Origin of the sequence: Bradyrhizobium sp. TM233, from assembly GCF_036247965.1 — a bacterium.
Lineage (GTDB): Bacteria > Pseudomonadota > Alphaproteobacteria > Rhizobiales > Xanthobacteraceae > Bradyrhizobium > Bradyrhizobium ottawaense.
This window is the reverse complement of the sequence record NZ_BTIG01000003.1, coordinates 647,968-664,106: the sequence shown is the minus strand read 5'-3', so window position 1 is coordinate 664,106 and position 16,139 is coordinate 647,968. Positions and strand designations below refer to the sequence as shown.

The window sequence follows — 16,139 nt, the reverse complement described above, 5'->3', positions numbered from 1 at the left end:
ACGTCCGCCTGAGGAGAGGGGAGAAATGGGGCCGAGGGGGCGAGGCAATCCCTGCCGATACTCATGCAGAATAATGCAGTGCAGGGCGATGGCACGATAAGATTTTACGAGAGTTCCACCGTCTCACGGCGCATCGCAATGCTTGCCTGCCCGTGAGGAAGGTGTATTGGTCGATAGCGCGATTTAAAGTAGTGGCAGGGGCAGAAGTGGCGTGGAAGCCGTAAGGCTGGATACGGGGCTGCAGTGTCTTGCACTGCTGCTGCGATTTCATCAGATCGCTGTTGATCCCGCGCAGATTGCACATCAGTTCGCCGGCTCGTCGGTTGGCGTTCAGGAAATGCTTCGCTGCGCCAAGCAACTCAAGCTGAAGGCGAGGGCGGTTCGCGAAAGCTGGTCCGGCCTTTCCAAGCTATCCTTGCCCGCGATCGTCGAACGGCATGACGGCACCTTTGCTATCCTGGGCAAGGCCGGGGCCGAAGACGTTCTCATTCACGACCCCCTGGTTAATCGTCCGCAGGTGATCAAGCGAGTCGAGTTCGAACAGAGCTGGACCGGTCGCATCTTGCTGATGACGCGGCGTGCGTCACTGTCCGATCTGGCGCGCCAGTTCGATATCACCTGATTCCTCCAGGCCATGCACAAATACCGCAGGCTGCTCGGCGAGGTGCTGGTCGCGTCATTCTTCCTGCAATTGTTTGCATTGGTGATGCCGCTGTTCTTCCAGGTCGTGACCGACAAGGTGCTGGCGCATCGCGGTTACACCACGCTCGACGTGCTGGTGTTCGGCCTCATCGTCGTCTCGATCTTCGAGACCGTCCTCGGGGCGCTCCGAACTTACGTCTTCTCCCGCACCACCAACCGGATCGACGTCGAGCTCGGCGCGCGCCTGTTCCGTCACTTGATCGCGCTGCCGATCGCCTATTTCGAGGCGCGACGGGCAGGCGACTCCGTCGCACGCGTGCGCGAGCTGGAGAACATCAGGAACTTCCTCACCAGCTCGGCCCTGACGCTGGTGATCGACCTCGGCTTTACCTTCGTCTTCCTCGCGGTGATGTTCTACTACTCGCCGTTCCTGACCTGGATCGTGGTCGGCTCGTTCCCGTTCTATGTCGCGATCTCCGCCGGCGTCACCCCGATCTTCCGCGAACGGCTGGACAAGAAGTTCGACCGCGGCGCCGAGAACCAGGCCTTCCTGGTCGAGAGCGTCAGCGCGATACAGACCCTGAAGGCGATGGCGATCGAGCCGCAGATGCAGCGGCGATGGGAGGAGCAGCTCGCCGGCTATGTCAGTGCCAGCTTCGACGTGCTCTCGCTCGGCAATTGGGCGAGCCAGTCGGTGCAGTCATCAGCAAGCTCGTCACCGCGCTGACGCTCTATTTCGGGGCGCATCTCGTCATCGAGGGCAATCTCTCGGTCGGCGAGCTCATCGCCTTCAACATGTTGGCTGGCCGCGTGGCGCAACCGGTGCTGCGGCTGGCCCAGCTCTGGCAGGATTTCCACCAGGCGCGGGTCTCGATCGCCCGGCTCGGCGACATCCTCAACGCCGCGCCCGAGCCGATGTTCGATCCCTTCTATAATCCGAACCGTAAGGTCAAGCCTTTTTCTCCGGCGACCGCGATGTCTGTTTTGGGGGGGTAGAAACGGTCGAGGCAAGTACGGTGCCGAGCTCTCGTTTTTGACCTGCATCGGTCATCTTCACATCACTGCTGGATGAGAACCGGGACTCGGGGTAAACGAGTCACAGCGCTATTGATGGACCCCATAGCTCCCAGTGGACGAATAGACCGTTTGAGAAAGGATGGGAAATGTCACGATCTGAACGGCTGCTCGATCTGATCCAGACGCTACGGCGACATCGCCGTCCGGTGAGCGGGAGTCAACTTGCCGCAGAACACGCCGTTTCGCTCCGCACCATCTATCGCGACATCCAGACTTTGGTCGCCCAAGGTGCGCCGATCGAAGGCAGCCGGAATCGGCTATATACTCCAGCCTGGATTTACCCTGCCGCCGCTAATGTTTTCCAGCGATGAAATCGAGGCACTCCTGCTTGGCTCGGGCATGGTGGCGCGAGCAGCCGATCCGGCACTTGCGAGGGCTGCGCAGAATGCATTGGCAAAGATTACGGCCGTCTTGCCGGCAAATTGTAGCGATGAGATAGATGCGTCAGGACTGCTCGCCGGCCCGATAACACCGGCCGTGGTCGATCGCGTTAACCTGGCACCTCTTCGAAGTGCCATCCGAGCTGAGCAAAAGATCCGGATCGCCTACCACGACCAGGACGGCGTCGCGACCGAGAGGCGGATATGGCCAATTACAATTACGTATTGCGCCCGCGTTCGATTGCTCGCCGCATGGTGTGAACTTCGCGAAACCTATCGTCATTTTCGGACCGACCGGATCGCGGAACTCACCGAGGTCGGGGAACGATATCCACGACGACGCCGAACCTTGATCAAGGAATGGCGCGAACTGCAGGGTTTGCCTCAGTCTGGCTGATGTCGCTACTGACGAAATCTGTCACTTGAATGTCGCAAGCTCAAGCCTGTCACGCGGCCATGCCGGTCGCTCGTCAGGAACCCGAAATGCCAGAAAATCAAGCTATTGGACAACTCACGTTTGACGACGCCGAAATCGTGCTTAAGCGCGCTCAACGGTTGCTAAACGCTGGCGACGTTTCCGAAGTCGTGAAAACCTTCACTTCCGATGTCGTGGTGCGATTTGCCGACTTTCCCGAAACCTACGGCAGACCGCCGCTTGAAGCATTCCTGCGAGCACGGTTCGCGCGGCAAAAGAATTACCGGTTGCAGAAACAGCTACGCGCCGTGTCGGGCAACGTCATCGTTTGTTATTGGGATGCCGAATGGGAGGACGGAAACGATGGGCGCCAAATGGAAGGCCGCGGGATCGAACTCCTGACCATGCGTGGCAACGAGATCGCCAAATGGGAGGCGACTTTCAACGTCTGGAGCAAGGGTGATGGGCCATCCCTGCCCATCGTTTAATCTTACTCGGAGACTACTGGTCAGCCATCATCCGCTTCGTAGGCATGTCCGCTTTTGCAAATTTCTGACTGCCCCTTCAGTCCTTCAGATGTCTGCTATTAAGGCAAACTGAGAAAGGATGTTTGGGCGGCCCGCCCTTCGGTCGGTCACGCTCTAGTCTCGGGCATAGATCCGCGACCGGAGCCACCGCTCGTCGGTGTCTTCGCCCATTCGGGTAACGATCGTTGCCGCATCATGCGGCTATCGTTCCGCAATCCACCACTGCCTGGCCCGCGCTTCTGTCCGGAGTCAGCCCTACGACATGCTCCATGATGGGGTCCGGCGAGTTAGGTCGTCCAAGCTCACAGCGCGTGCTTGAGCACCGCACAGGGATCGAAACGGACTGACCCTCCCCACGTCCTCGGCAGAGTAGATCGTTACGCCGGGACGATCCTTATGTGGGTTGGATCACAGGCGGCTTTCCGAAACGGAAGTCCGTCTCTTCGACCCACATTCGATGCATGATAATCGCCAATTTGCGGGCGACTGCCACGCATGCTTTTCTGGACCAGATACGTTTGGCGAGCTTGACGCCCCAGACCCGAAGTGTCGACCACTTTTTGGCAATCCGCATGTGCGAGTTTGCCGCTTCATAGAGCGCATGCCGCATCAGCTTGTCGCCGCACTCGCTGATATTGCCTGATCGATCAATCTCACCCGACTGATAGACGCGAGGGGTCAATCCCAGATGCGCAGCCACGGCCTTGGAATCCTTGAACCGGTTTGGATCGTCAATCGTCGCTTTGAACGATAGGCTCACGAGCGGTCCAACACCCGATACGGTCATCAACCGCTTGCAAACGTCATCTTTGCGAGCCATTTGCGAAAGCTGCCGATCCATAAGAGCTTTGTGCTTACGCATCATGTTGCGCGCTTCGAGCAGTGGCTCGATGGCCATACGCAAGTCTGGTGCATCAGCGAGTAGAGTTTCGACCCTCGCCGCAAACCGAATTCGGTGCACTGCACCAAGCTTTAACCCATGCACCTTCATCAGCCCCCGTACTGTGTCTTCGATCGCCAGCATGTGATCGACGAACTTCTTCCGTGCGATCAGGGTCGTTCGAAGCAACTGTGACGCCTTGCTCTTCACATGCACCGATCGATAGTGTCCGAGGCGCATCATCTCAGCGATGCCGCGCGCGTCGTTGCGGTCGGTCTTGTTGGGACGAGAGGATAGGAAGCGCTGGGCATGCCGGGTCTCAATGCAGACCATCTGAAAGCCGCTCTCAACCAGTGCGCCGTAAAGCCATTCGGAAAGCGGGCAAGCTTCAATTCCGACGAGAGCGATTTTGTCTCGCCAAGGCGAAAGCACCTTGACCAACGGGACCGGCTCGCTTTCGGCTTTGCCTTCCCATACCGGCGAGCCATCCGCTTCGACGACGCAGATCGACGTCATTCTTAGTGAAACATCCAGTCCGATATACAGGGCCATCGCTTGTCTCCTTTGCTGGGCCGAATCAACCCCAGCACAAGATTAGCGAGTGGCGGGGATCGGATTACCCCAGCTCGCGCGCGACGCTGCCGCCGATCAAGGGCGAGGTGACCTTCGACCACGTCAATTTCCGCTACCGGCCGGATACCTCGCTGGCGCTGCAGGACGTCTCGCTCAAGGTACTGCCGGGACAGGTGATCGGCATCGTCGGCCCCTCCGGCTCCGGCAAGTCGACGCTGACGAAGCTGATCCAGCGGCTCTACGTGCCAGAGGCCGGCCGCATCCTGATCGACGGCATCGACCTGACGGTTGCCGACGTCGCCTGGCTCCGGCGCCAGATCGGCACGGTGCTGCAGGAGAACGTGCTGTTCAACCGCACCATCCGCGAAAACATCGCGCTCGCCGATCCCGGCATGGCGATGGAGCGGGTGATCGCTGCGGCCGAGCTCGCCGGCGCCCACGAGTTCATCCTGGCGCTGCCGGACGGCTACAACACCGTGGTCGGCGAGCGCGGCGCCAGCCTGTCCGGCGGCCAGCGCCAGCGCATCGCGATCGCGCGGGCGCTGGTGACCAACCCCCGCGTCCTGATCTTCGACGAGGCGACAAGCGCGCTCGACTATGAGAGCGAGAACATCATCCAGCGCAACATGCGCAAGATCTGCGCCGGCCGGACCGTCTTCATCATCGCGCACCGGCTCTCGGCGGTGCGTCACGCCGACCGCATCATCACGATCGAGGCCGGCCGCCTGGTCGAGGACGGCAGCCATGACGAGCTGATCAAGAAGGCCGGGCGCTACGCCATGCTGCACCAGATCCAGGCGGGGCTCCATGTCGTCGGCTGAATTGATCGAGCGCAAGAGCCGCGCGTTCTGGCGCCGCCAGCGCGATGCGCGCGAGTTCCTGCCCGCGGCGTTGGAGATCCTGGAGACGCCGGCGTCGCCCGTCGGGAGGGCGGTCGGCCTCACCATCATCTTGTTCTTTGCGCTGGCGATCGGCTGGGCGACCTTCGGTCATGTCGACATCATCGCGACCGCCACGGGCAGGGTGGTGCCGACTGGCCGCACCAAGACTCCGTACTCACCGGTAACGATTATGGCGCGAACATCTTCCAATTCGGCTCGGGCGGTGAGATGGCTTATGGTGGCGCCCGGAGCAATGTGTATCAGGTCACATCGAGTACGGGGCAGGCCCAGATCAACCTGTCATCGGCGACCGGCTCAAAGGACGAGATCGACTTCCTCGGCGGTATTTCCGATCAGAACCTGTGGTTCGAGCAAACAGGAAATGATTTGAAGATCGACCTCCTGGGGACCAGCACCAGTACGACAATCGGCAACTGGTTCGCCGGCGGTGCAGGTTCTGTGCAAGAGATCACGGCCAGCGGCCTCAAGATCGACAGCCAGATCTCGCAGCTTGTGCAAGCCATGGCAACGTATTCGGCTAATCATGCGGGGTTTGACCCGACCAATCCAACTGTCCAGGCCTTGCCCAACGACGCCACGCTCCAAAGCGCGGTGGCGGCGTCATGGCACGCATAAGTCGAACAATGCGCTACGCCCTTCGGGGCGTAGCTCATGGGCGCTGAAGGATTTTCAGCAAAAGGACGCGATCTACAACTTCCCTAGGAGCTATGGTTTACACATCTGCGTTCAGGCTAGTCAGATATCTGTTGAGAAATATCAACTCCTAATCAGCGGGGCTGGCGTTTCACAAAAAAGGCTGACCACCGAAACCCCGTGATTAAACGGCGATAAAGGTGGTCAACCGCGAGCAATTTTCATTGTTCTTGTTGAAGTTCTCGCGCGCTATTTACGTTCGGGACGCAGGGGGCGCGGGTTCGCCAATCCGTGCGGACTCGATTTACAATTCGACCGTAACGTATTGATCTGCATAGGTCGGTTCACACGGTCTCTTTCATCTAAGCACCTGTAATTGTTTGGCAAACATTGGTCTTTTAGTCAGCAAGTCTTCGGCTTTGCATCAGTGGGGCACTTGACCACCGGTTCGACCACCGAAACCTCGTGAATGAATGGCGGTAAAAGGTGTTTGCTACCTGCGTTCTTGATGCGTGAGGCGCAAGTCCATACTCATTCTAGATTGCTGATAAGTCCGATTTCCTGCTTCTGGACCACAAAGTGCCTGACTTGGTTGGCAGAGCACTGCTGTGCGCCCACCAAATAGAAGACTTGTTCAGCAAGACCGGTTTGGGCTAACCCGCGTTCGCCTTCAATCCCGCCGCCTGGATGCCAGCCACCGCGCAGGCCTCGTCATTGTCGGAGGGTGTCGCCGGAGACGCCGACCGCGCCGAGCAAGGTCGTGCCGTCCATGATCAGCACGCCGCCGGGGACCGGCACCAATGCGCCCTTGGCAATCGTGTTCACGGCATCGATGAAATAGGCCTGCTCCTGCGCACGCTGGAACAAGGCGCGCGAGCCCATGCCCATGGCGAGCGCGTCATAGGCCTTGCCATGCGTAATCTCGGCGCGCATCAGGCTGGTGCCGTCCTGCGCGGCCGCGAGCTTGAGCACGCCGCGCCCGTCCAGGATGCGACGACCAGCGGCTTCAGCTTCAGCTCGCCGGCCTTCGCGAAGGCAGCGTCGAGGATTTTTCGGGCGGTGTCGAGGGTGAGGTCAGCCATGGCTGGTTTCCTTGCAGCTGGAGAAATGAGGTTGGACTTGGCGCGATCGAGACTCATGGCCAGCACGCGCGCGACGTGAAGCGCTTCGCGCTTCGTGCCATCGCGGATCTGGTGCCGGCATGAGGTGCCATCGGCGACGACGAGCGTATCCGGGTCCGCGCGTCGCACGGCCGGCAGCAGCGACAGCTCGGCTATCTCGATCGAGGCATCATACGTGTCGGCGCCATAGCCGAACGCGCCGGCCATGCCGCAGCAGCTCGATTCGATGGTCTCGACCTTCAGCTCTGGGACGAGGCGCAGCACCTGCTCGAGCGGCTTGAAGGCGCCGAAGGATTTTTGATGGCAATGGCCGTGCATCACGGCCTTGTCCGCGACGATGCCGAGCGCTAGTTGCAGCCTTCCGGCTTCGGCCTCGCGCACCAGAAACTCCTCAAGGGTCAGCGCGTGGGCGCCGATCGCCTTGGCGTCGTCGTCCTCGCGCAGTGAAGCGAGCTCGTCGCGCAGCGTCAGGAGGCAGCTCGGCTCGAGGCCGACGATCGGCACGCCGCGCGCCGCGTACGGCGCGAAGGCCGCGACCAGCCGGTCGAGCTCGACCTTGGCTTCGTCGACGAGGCCGGACGAGAGGAATGTGCGGCCGCAGCACAGCGGGCGGCTCCCGCTCCCCGGCTTCGGCAGATGCACGCGATAGCCGCCGGCCGCGAGCACGCGGAGCGCGGCGTCGAGGTTCTCGCGCTCATAGATGCGGTTGAAGGTATCGGCGAACAGCACGACCTCGCGGCCGGCCTGCGGGCCAAGGGCTTTCGGCCGGCGGTACGAACACATCGCCGAGAAAGGCGGGGAGCGCCCCGGCGTGCGCTGATGCCGGCAAAGCGCTCGAACAGCTTCCGCAACAGCGGGCTGCCGGTGCGCAAATTCGCCAGCGGCGCGAAGCGCGACGCAAGGCCGCCATAGCGCGGAGATATCCAACCAGCCGGTCGCGCAGCGTCAGGCCGTGAGAGGCGGCGCGTGCGGCCAGCACCTCAATTTCCATCTTGGCCATGTCGACACCAACAGGACATTCATGGCGGCAGGCCAGGCGATGTTGGGCGATCTGTTGGAGTGTTTTGCGCCGGCAAAAGTGCGGCGGCTCATCGGGCTTGAGCGCAATGAGCGGGCCGCTCTGGTGAGCAGAGGCGGGCGCATCGCGTTCCCAAAGCAGAGGATAGTTGAGCAACGGCCACTCAGCTTCGTTCTGGAAACCTGCGTTTTGCCGCACGATGGTCTGCAAAGCTCAAGACCGCCCGGAAGCTCGGGTTGTGCGGACTCGACAATTTCAACCGGGATACGCCAGTGTGCTGATCTGTCTGCTGGACCTCGGGTTGCTTCAATTTAAGCCAGCGCGTCGAGGTTGCTCATTCAATAGTGCCACAGCATCGGCGTAGATGGTCCGAGACGGCAGCGTCCTTGGGCGATCCGCGAGGATCATAAGCTTGCGTTGGCTCGGAAGATTGCCGGTCGGCCGGCGATTGAAAGCGATCCATCTGATGCACGGCGAACAGGCGTTGAGTTCAGACAGGATTTGGTGATGCCGAGTAGGAAAGTGCGGCCCAGGCCCTGGGCCGTATCTTGACAACCTCCCGGACAGCGTTGGCGAGTGTGCCTTGCGTGCCGGTGATCTCGATGAGAGGGTGTGCGTTATCTCAAAAGATGAAGCATTTCACTTGCCGAAGGAGCCCCAAGCCTTGCCAGCGATCCGCTCGATCCATTCGACGCATTGTCCCAGTCTGCCGCGAAGATGACCCGTCGCTCGGCTTCGGTGCGCCAGGTTAGAAACTGCGATAACGCATCCATCATGTCATCGGTCTTTCCGAAAGGAAACGAGACATACTCCAACAGGAAATCGTCAAGCCAAGGGGCCGTTTGGGGTAATATGAGGGAGCCGGCCTGCAGCTTCGCGGTTTCTCCGCTCATGCGCGTGCGCTTATCCTTGATCGGTTTGATCGCAACCACGCCCTGCACGCCACCCCGTTTGAGCTCGCTCATCAGTGGAGACCCCATGGCCGTATCTTCGATGAGCGTGGCACATGGTTGGTGTTTGGCATGCTGCTCTAGCATGACTTGACGAAGCTCAGGGAACTCAACCTTTCCTCGCCAAAGATCGATGAGATAGTACTCATTACGATTGCGGACCAAAAATGCCAAGCAGGTTGAGTAGTTACTATTCTCCCCAGCCTTGGCCGACATATCACAGGAGAGCACGACTTCGTCCGCAGACTGCCGAGTCGGGTGGATGGAGCAAGATCTAAGCCATTCTCGTTTGAGGTCATTGCCTTCGTCTGGAGCCGGATCCTGAAGATATTGCGTTTGAAACACCAGGGAACCCAACTGGCTCTTGAGGGCCTCCAATACCTCGGGGGATTCTCTCTTTTGTAAAGGCTCGCCCTTTTTCCAAACGAAAGATCGGTTTGTCAGTTCGATCATTGTGTCCTGCGCGGCGAGCGCCGGAAGCGCCAGATGATTCCACCCCCCCTTCTCAATGAGATGACCGGTTAAGTCTTGCTGATGTAGACGCTGCATCACAACAATGATGCTACCTTCAGACTTGTCATTTAGGCGCGACATCAGCGAACGATCAAACCACTCGTTACAGCCCTTGCGCGGCGCGTCGGAAGTCGCTCCGATTGCATTCAAGGGGTCATCAACGATGATTGTGTCGGCGCCATAGCCTGTGAGGGTGCCGCCGACGGACATCGCCAACCGAGACCCCCCCTTCGTTGTTACGAGCTCGTCCTCGGTGCTCTTGCCGAGACGTGTTGGAAATAGCTCACAGTACCAGGGCGCTTCCATAATTCGTCGGCAGTTGGCCGAAAGCGAGTTCGCCAACTGTTGAGAATAGCTGGCGCATATGAACTTGTGGGTGGGGTCTTGCCCGAGCCTGAAGGCTGGCCACGCCGCTGATACAAGGAATGACTTCAGTGATCGGGGCGGTGCGTTGATGATTTGCCTTATTGGAAATCCGATGCTCATATTTAAAGTCAGTGCGATCAACTCATGAAACCATTCCGGCGAATGCTCACCCGAATGCAACTGAGCGAAGGCCTTCCTGCTGAACGCAAGAAGGTCGTTGCGTAAAATCGCATCGCGTTGGACTCTGGTGCAGGTTCGCATTGCTCACCTTTCATGTTCATCTTTGGAATGGCGGCGCAGAAAATCCGCAATAATCTCTTGGTCCTGCTCGGTCACGATTGCGCTCTCAGCATGGGACAGCTCCATTGGCTCGAATTTCATGATCATACCGAAGAGTTGCGTGCAGGCCTTGGTGTCGCCCTTTGCCGCTCGTTCAAACAGTCTCAGGAGCACGAGCTCCTGCCGGCTCACCAAGCGCGGTTCGCCGTCCTCGCGAATCTGGACGCGCCTTTTCATCATGCTGCTCAGGTCCGTCCTGAGATTGCGCGATCCCTTTGGCCGGCCCTTGGGATTACCTGACTGTCCCTTCTTAAATCGTCCTGAAATAGGCGGGCGGTGATATCCCGCCCCTTGATCGTCAGTCACGAGCGTCTCCCTTGCGAGAGGGGCCAGGCAGCAGAAGCGGCCGCGAGTAAGTCAGGGCGGCGGCCGCCGCTTCTCGGTCGGCAAAGCTACGGCCAGTGCTGACGCAGATTGCGGCCTGGCCCGTGTGATTTTGCCAACGGCGTACGATGACGTCGCAATATAGCGGGTCGATTTCTAACAGAGCGGCGCGGCGGCCAGTCTTCTCTGCGGCAATCACAGTGGTGCCGGATCCTGCGAAAGGATCCAGGACAAGGTCGCCGCGTCGGGTGCAGTCCTTCATCACGTCGGCGATCATGACGACGGGCTTCACCGTGGGATGCAAAGCCAGCAGCTCGTCGCGTTGCTGGCCAAAGCTGTTGATGCCCTGGTAGGTCCACAGGTTGGTTCGATTGCGGCCGTGGACGCCGAGCTCAATGTTGTTGATGTGCGCCGCGGTGCCGTTCTTGAACACATGAACGAGCTCGTGCTGCGAGCGGTAGAACGAGCCCATGCCGGCATTGGTCTTGGCCCAGACACAGGTGTTCTTATGCTCGGTGTAAACACGTCGTGCCGCGGTCAACAGCTCGAACGAATGCCGCCAATCTATAGATATGTAGTGCAGCGAGCCATCGACGCTGTATCTGGCGGAGAGCGCACAGGCCGTGGTCAAAAATTCGGTGAACTGTTGCGGCGTCATTTCGCCGGAGGCCATGGCGAACTCGCGGTGCTTGATGCTGCCGCGGCCGCCGACATGGCCGTCGACGGCAACGTTGTAGGGCGGATCGGCGATCACCGCGCGTGCCCGCTGATCGTGCAGGAGGGTCTTGTAGGCTTGCTCGTCCAAGGCATCGCCGCAGATCAGCCGGTTGCTGCCAAGCCGCCAGACATCGCCTCGCCTGCTAACCGTCGGCACGGCAGGTCCAAGCTCGGGCAGGCGGTCATCGTCCTCGGAGGGCTGATCCAGGATCAAATCGATCTCTGGCGTGTCAAATCCGATCGCGTCGAAATCGAAATTCAGATCGACAAGGACCTGCAGTTCCTCTCTGAGAAGTTGCAGATCCCAGGTGCCGTTGGCGGCGATTTTGTTGTCGGCGAGGGCGAAAGCCCGTTTCTCGGCCGGTGACAAGTGTCTAATAATGACGACCGGTAGTTCCGATATTCCGAGTTGCTGGGCAGCGGTGACGACCGCGTTGCCGTAGATGATCTTGAAATTTTCGTCGACGCCGACCGCTCTGAGCACTCCAAATGTATTGATGCTCTTGGTAATCTGATCGATCTGCTGCTGCGGATGGCGGCGGGGATTGCGGGCATTTTTCGTCAGCATCTGTACAGGAAGATAGTCGAGGCACAGTCTAGGGGAGTTCGACTTTTCGATGGGCATGGCTGCTCCGGCGCAAATAAAGGCCCTCTAAGCACCGGAATATCGGCTCTGTAACAGAAGGACGGGCGCTCTCATCGATGAAATGAGCCGGACGACGGCTCAAACGCGTGGTTGTGGCCGTGATCAGGAGGCCAATCCAGCCGCAACGAGATCACCTCAATGTTGGGGTGGGCGAGCCGGTTGGTTTTCCAACCGACCCAGCACCGTCCCCTTGGCCCGCCTAAAGCGGAATTGGCGTGGACCGGCTCGGGAAGTTCAGGCTTGCACGCTGCTCGCCGATGAAGTTCCGGTCGCCCCACACCCGCGCGAAGACCAAGCGGAACCAGCCGGGGAAATGACTGACGATCGACCTAGATCGCTTCGGGCCGCTCCGATTTTGAAATCGGCGAAGTGATGAGCCTATCAGCCTGCCTTTGAGCGCCTTGGCGCGTCCCTGTTTCGGACGGGTGCATTGCCTGTTCTACACCGGACATTTCCCTGTTCCAGTTTTGTCGCTCCTCTGCCGAGAATGCCCAAGATTTCAAGGCACTTCCCACGTTTTCATGCGTCGCGGCCCGGCACGCTGGAATGATTTTCCCTGCAGAATTCCCTGTTCGCAGGGAATGGAATTTGGAGTTTCATCGTTCGTCCGCAATCACCTTGCCGTCGTTCGGCAGCGCGCCGGGACTGACGAACTCGACGCTTCCGCCGAGTTTCGTCACGGCACGCAAGCTTGTCGCAATCTCCTCGCGCAGGGCGTCGCTCGCAACCGACGTTTCCGCCTTCAGCGTCATCGCGTCGGTCTCGCCCTGCCGTGTGACGACGAGGCGCAGTCTTCCAAGCGCGGAATGACGCTTGCCGATCTCGGCGATCTGTTCGGGGCGGATGAACATGCCCTTGACCTTGGCGGTCTGGTCGGCGCGGCCCATCCAGCCCTTGATGCGCATGTTGGTGCGCCCGCACCTGCTTGGGCCCGGGAGCACTGCGGTGAGGTCGCCGAGGGCGAGCCGGATCCAGGGATGGTGCGGATCGAGCGACGTCACCACGATCTCGCCGACGTCGCCCGGCGCTACGGGATCGCCGGTGCCGGGCTTGACGATCTCCAGGATCAGGTCTTCGTTCACGACCATGCCCTCGCGCGCCTCGGTCTCGAACGCGATGAGGCCGAGATCGGCGGTGCCGAAGGCCTGGTAGGCGTCGATGCCGCGCGCCTTGATCTCGGCCTGGAGCGAGGGCGGGAACGCCGCCCCCGAGACCAATGCGCGCTTGATCGAGGAGACGTCGCGTCCCGAGCTCGCTGCGGCATCGAGCAATATCTTCAGGAAGTCCGGCGTGCCGCTGTAGCCAATCGGGCGGTAGGCCTCGATCAACTCGAATTGCTGTTCGGTATTGCCGGGCCCTGCCGGGATCACGGCGCAGCCGAGCGCCCGCGCCGACGCGTCGAAGATGAAGCCGCCGGGGGTGAGATGGTAGCTGAAGGTGTTGAGGACGATGTCATCGGGGCGGAACCCTGCCGCGAACAACGCCCTTGCGCCGCGCCAGGGATCGGCCTGCCGCCCCTCCGGCTCGAAAATGGGGCCTGGGGAGGTAAAGAGGCGGGCGAATGAGCCCGGCTCCGCCGCCACGAAGCCTCCGAAGGGCGCAGAGGCCTTGTGCAGGGCGGGCAGTTCCGACTTGCGCAATACCGGCAGGCCCGCTAGCGCCGTTCTGGAGGTCACAGCGGCGGGATCGAGACCTCTCAGCCGCTCGGCATAGGCCGGGGCGGCCATCGCGGCTCGCAGCACCTCCGGGAGGCGGGAGAACAGATCGGCCTCGCGGGCGGCTTGTTCGCGCGTCTCGCGGGCATCGTAGTGGGCGGTCATGGCTGTTCTTTCCGTGTTGGCATCCGTTGCGCGCCGCCGCTGGCGTGGGTATCAGACGGCCATTGGCCAGGCCTAGAGAGGACGCGATGGCGGACGAAGGAATCATTGCGGCGGAGGAGGCGACGGACGTCGTCGCGCGCCTGAAGGGCCGTATGATCGAGGAGGCGCTGCCGCTGTGGTCGACCGTCGGCTGGGATCCTGCCGCAGGCGGTTTCATCGACCGGCTGCACCGCGACGGCACCGCGGATACGGCCGCGCCGCGGCGCGTGTTCGTGCAGGCCCGCCAGATCTATTGTTACGCCAAGGCCGCGCAGACGGGCTGGTACCCCGAGGGCCGCGCCATCGCGCTGAAGGGGCTGGAGCATCTTCTGGCCACAGCCAAGGCGCCTGACGGCCAGCCGGGCTATGTGCACCAGCTGACGCCGGAAGGTGCGGTGCTTGACGGCCGGCGCGATGCCTACGACCACGCCTTCATCCTGTTTGCGCTCGCGACCGTCTACGCGCTCGACCAGGACGCCCAGGTTCGTGCCGAGATCGACGCGCTGCTCGCTTTCCTCGACGGTCATCTCCGCTCGCCGCATGGGGGCGTGCACGAAGGCCTTCCGGTGTCGCTGCCGCGCCGGCAGAACCCGCACATGCACCTGTTCGAGGCGATGATCGCGTGTTTCGACGCGACCCACGATCTGTCGTTCCAGAATCGCGCCGGAGAGTTCTTCGCGCTGTTCCTGGCCAATCTCTACGACAAGCGGAAGTGTGCGCTCGGCGAGTATTTCGAGGAGGACTGGTCGAAGATCGAGCCGGTCAGCGTCGAGCCGGGTCACCAGGCGGAATGGGTCTGGCTGCTGAAGGGGTTCGAACGCATCACGGGATGTCCGACCGGGCAGCGGCGCGCCGAGTTGCTTGCGAGCGCGCTCCGATACCGCGACGAGGCCACGGGCTGCCTGATCGACGAGGGCGACGACATCGGCAATATCCGCCGCAGCACGCGCCGGCTGTGGCCGCAGACCGAGATCGCGAAGGCGTGGATCGCGCAGGCCGAATCTGGCGAGGCGGGCGCGGCCGAGGAAGCGCGCGCGGCGCTGGTGCGGCTCGAACGGCATTATCTCAGCCATCCCGTGAAGGGCGGCTGGTACGACCAGTTCGATCGCGACGGCAAGTCGCTGATCGACACCATTCCCGCGTCGTCGTTCTATCATGTTCTCTGCGCAGTCACGGAAGCGGAGCAGGTGCTGGAGTAAGACTCTTTTGTTTTGACGCGTTTTCTTCACGCGAACCGGTTCCCACTTCGCTTGAAAACGCTTTGTCAAAGCCAGCGCTTGCGCCGCTTGAAGCTCTTGAGGTTCTTGAAGCTCTTGCGCTGGTCGCCGGCGCCGCCGAGGTAGAATTCCTTGACGTCCTCGTTGTCGCGCAATTCGTCCGCGGTGCCGTCGAGCACGACCTTGCCCTGCTCCATGATGTAGCCATGGCTCGCCACCGACAGCGCGGCGCGTGCGTTCTGCTCGACCAGGAGGATGGTGACGCCGAGGTCGCGGTTGATCTTCTGGATGATCGAGAACACCTCTTTCACCAGCAGCGGCGACAGGCCCATCGACGGCTCGTCCATCAGGATCATCTTCGGGCGCGCCATCAGCGCGCGGCCGATCGCGAGCATCTGCTGCTCGCCGCCGGAGAGATAGCCGGCCAGCCCGGTGCGTTCCTTCAGGCGCGGGAAATAGTTGAAGACCATGTCGAGATCCGCATCGACCTCGCGGTCCCTCCGGGTGAAGGCGCCGAGCCTGAGGTTTTCCAGCGACGTCATGTCGGCGATGATGCGGCGGCCCTCCATCACCTGGAAGATGCCGCGGCGGACGATCTTGTCGGGATCGATGCCATTGATGCGCTCGCCCTCGAACAGGATCTCGCCGCGTGTGACCTCGCCGTCCTCGGTCTTGAGCAGCCCCGAGATCGCCTTCAGCGTCGTCGACTTGCCGGCGCCGTTCGCGCCCAGCAACGCCACGATCGCCCCCTTGGGCACGTCGAGGCTGAGGCCGCGCAGCACCAGGATGACGTCGTCATAGACGACCTCGATGTTGCGCACGGCGAGGAGGGGCGGCGCTGGGACGGCGGTGGGGGTGGTTCGAACAGCTTCTGCGGTCTGGGTCATGCTTCGTAACTCTCCGCTGTCGTCGCCCGGCTTGACCGGGCGACCCAGTATTCCAGAGACGCCGGAGATTCATTGAGAAGCCGCGGCGTACTGGATCCCCCGCCCCAGTGCGCAAGGCGCACAAGGCGGGGGATGACAGTTGTGTTTGGGGCG

9 protein-coding genes and 5 pseudogenes are annotated in these 16,139 nt (G+C 61.2%); 6 read left to right on the top strand and 8 right to left on the bottom strand.

Features of this window, described 5'->3' with window-relative positions; translation table 11 throughout:
- Window positions 1–211: 211 nt before the first annotated feature.
- The 3 genes and pseudogenes from AABA86_RS10220 to AABA86_RS10210 form a co-directional block, all read left to right on the top strand.
- A pseudogene (locus AABA86_RS10220) lies at window positions 212–1,569 on the top strand (ABC transporter transmembrane domain-containing protein); the annotation flags it as partial.
- A 236-nt stretch (window positions 1,570–1,805) separates the two neighbouring features.
- Window positions 1,806–2,496 (top strand): annotated as a pseudogene (locus AABA86_RS10215) (helix-turn-helix transcriptional regulator).
- Window positions 2,497–2,525: 29 nt separating this feature from the next.
- Window positions 2,526–3,002 carry a nuclear transport factor 2 family protein gene (locus AABA86_RS10210; RefSeq protein ID WP_338306610.1) on the top strand — a complete coding sequence of 159 codons (477 nt, stop codon included), beginning with the start codon at window positions 2,526–2,528 and terminating at the stop codon, window positions 3,000–3,002.
- Window positions 3,003–3,435: 433 nt separating this feature from the next.
- On the opposite strand, the gene AABA86_RS10205 is transcribed toward AABA86_RS10210, so the two are convergent.
- Window positions 3,436–4,473 (bottom strand): IS110 family transposase, encoded by a 1,038-nt coding sequence (locus tag AABA86_RS10205; protein ID WP_338306609.1) that lies wholly within the window; start codon window positions 4,471–4,473, stop codon window positions 3,436–3,438.
- A gap of 77 nt (window positions 4,474–4,550) precedes the next feature.
- On the opposite strand from AABA86_RS10205, the pseudogene AABA86_RS10200 reads away from it, so the two are divergent.
- Window positions 4,551–5,315: pseudogene (locus tag AABA86_RS10200) on the top strand (ATP-binding cassette domain-containing protein); the annotation flags it as partial.
- Window positions 5,316–5,630: 315 nt separating this feature from the next.
- The gene (locus tag AABA86_RS10195) at window positions 5,631–6,011 is read left to right on the top strand and encodes a hypothetical protein (RefSeq protein ID WP_338306608.1); all 381 of its coding nucleotides are present in this window, start codon (window positions 5,631–5,633) and stop codon (window positions 6,009–6,011) included.
- Window positions 6,012–6,682: 671 nt separating this feature from the next.
- Here AABA86_RS10195 and AABA86_RS10190 read toward each other — a convergent pair.
- The 6 genes and pseudogenes from AABA86_RS10190 to AABA86_RS10165 form a co-directional block, all read right to left on the bottom strand.
- Window positions 6,683–7,111: pseudogene (locus AABA86_RS10190) on the bottom strand (GlcG/HbpS family heme-binding protein).
- A pseudogene (locus tag AABA86_RS10185) lies at window positions 7,104–8,183 on the bottom strand ((Fe-S)-binding protein); the annotation flags it as partial. The pseudogenes AABA86_RS10185 and AABA86_RS10190, both read right to left, overlap by 8 nt.
- A 602-nt stretch (window positions 8,184–8,785) precedes the next feature.
- Window positions 8,786–10,258, bottom strand: a complete 1,473-nt coding sequence (terL, locus tag AABA86_RS10180; protein ID WP_338306607.1) for a phage terminase large subunit — start codon at window positions 10,256–10,258, stop codon at window positions 8,786–8,788.
- Window positions 10,259–10,261: 3 nt separating this feature from the next.
- A complete protein-coding gene (locus AABA86_RS10175) occupies window positions 10,262–10,642 on the bottom strand; it encodes a DUF5681 domain-containing protein (RefSeq protein ID WP_338306606.1) in 381 nt (126 codons plus the stop codon).
- Window positions 10,635–12,002: a site-specific DNA-methyltransferase gene (locus AABA86_RS10170; RefSeq protein WP_338306605.1), complete on the bottom strand. Its 1,368-nt coding sequence runs from the start codon at window positions 12,000–12,002 to the stop codon at window positions 10,635–10,637. The genes AABA86_RS10175 and AABA86_RS10170 overlap by 8 nt, the downstream gene beginning before the upstream one ends.
- A 617-nt stretch (window positions 12,003–12,619) precedes the next feature.
- Complete coding sequence (locus AABA86_RS10165) at window positions 12,620–13,843, bottom strand: phenylacetate--CoA ligase family protein (RefSeq protein ID WP_338306604.1); 1,224 nt, start codon at window positions 13,841–13,843, stop codon at window positions 12,620–12,622.
- Window positions 13,844–13,929: 86 nt separating this feature from the next.
- On the opposite strand from AABA86_RS10165, the gene AABA86_RS10160 reads away from it, so the two are divergent.
- Complete coding sequence (locus tag AABA86_RS10160) at window positions 13,930–15,081, top strand: AGE family epimerase/isomerase (RefSeq protein ID WP_338306603.1); 1,152 nt, start codon at window positions 13,930–13,932, stop codon at window positions 15,079–15,081.
- Between the two features lie 65 nt (window positions 15,082–15,146).
- On the opposite strand, the gene AABA86_RS10155 is transcribed toward AABA86_RS10160, so the two are convergent.
- Entirely contained in the window at window positions 15,147–15,986 is an 840-nt protein-coding gene (locus tag AABA86_RS10155) for an ABC transporter ATP-binding protein (protein ID WP_338306602.1), read from the bottom strand.
- Window positions 15,987–16,139 lie beyond the last annotated feature (153 nt).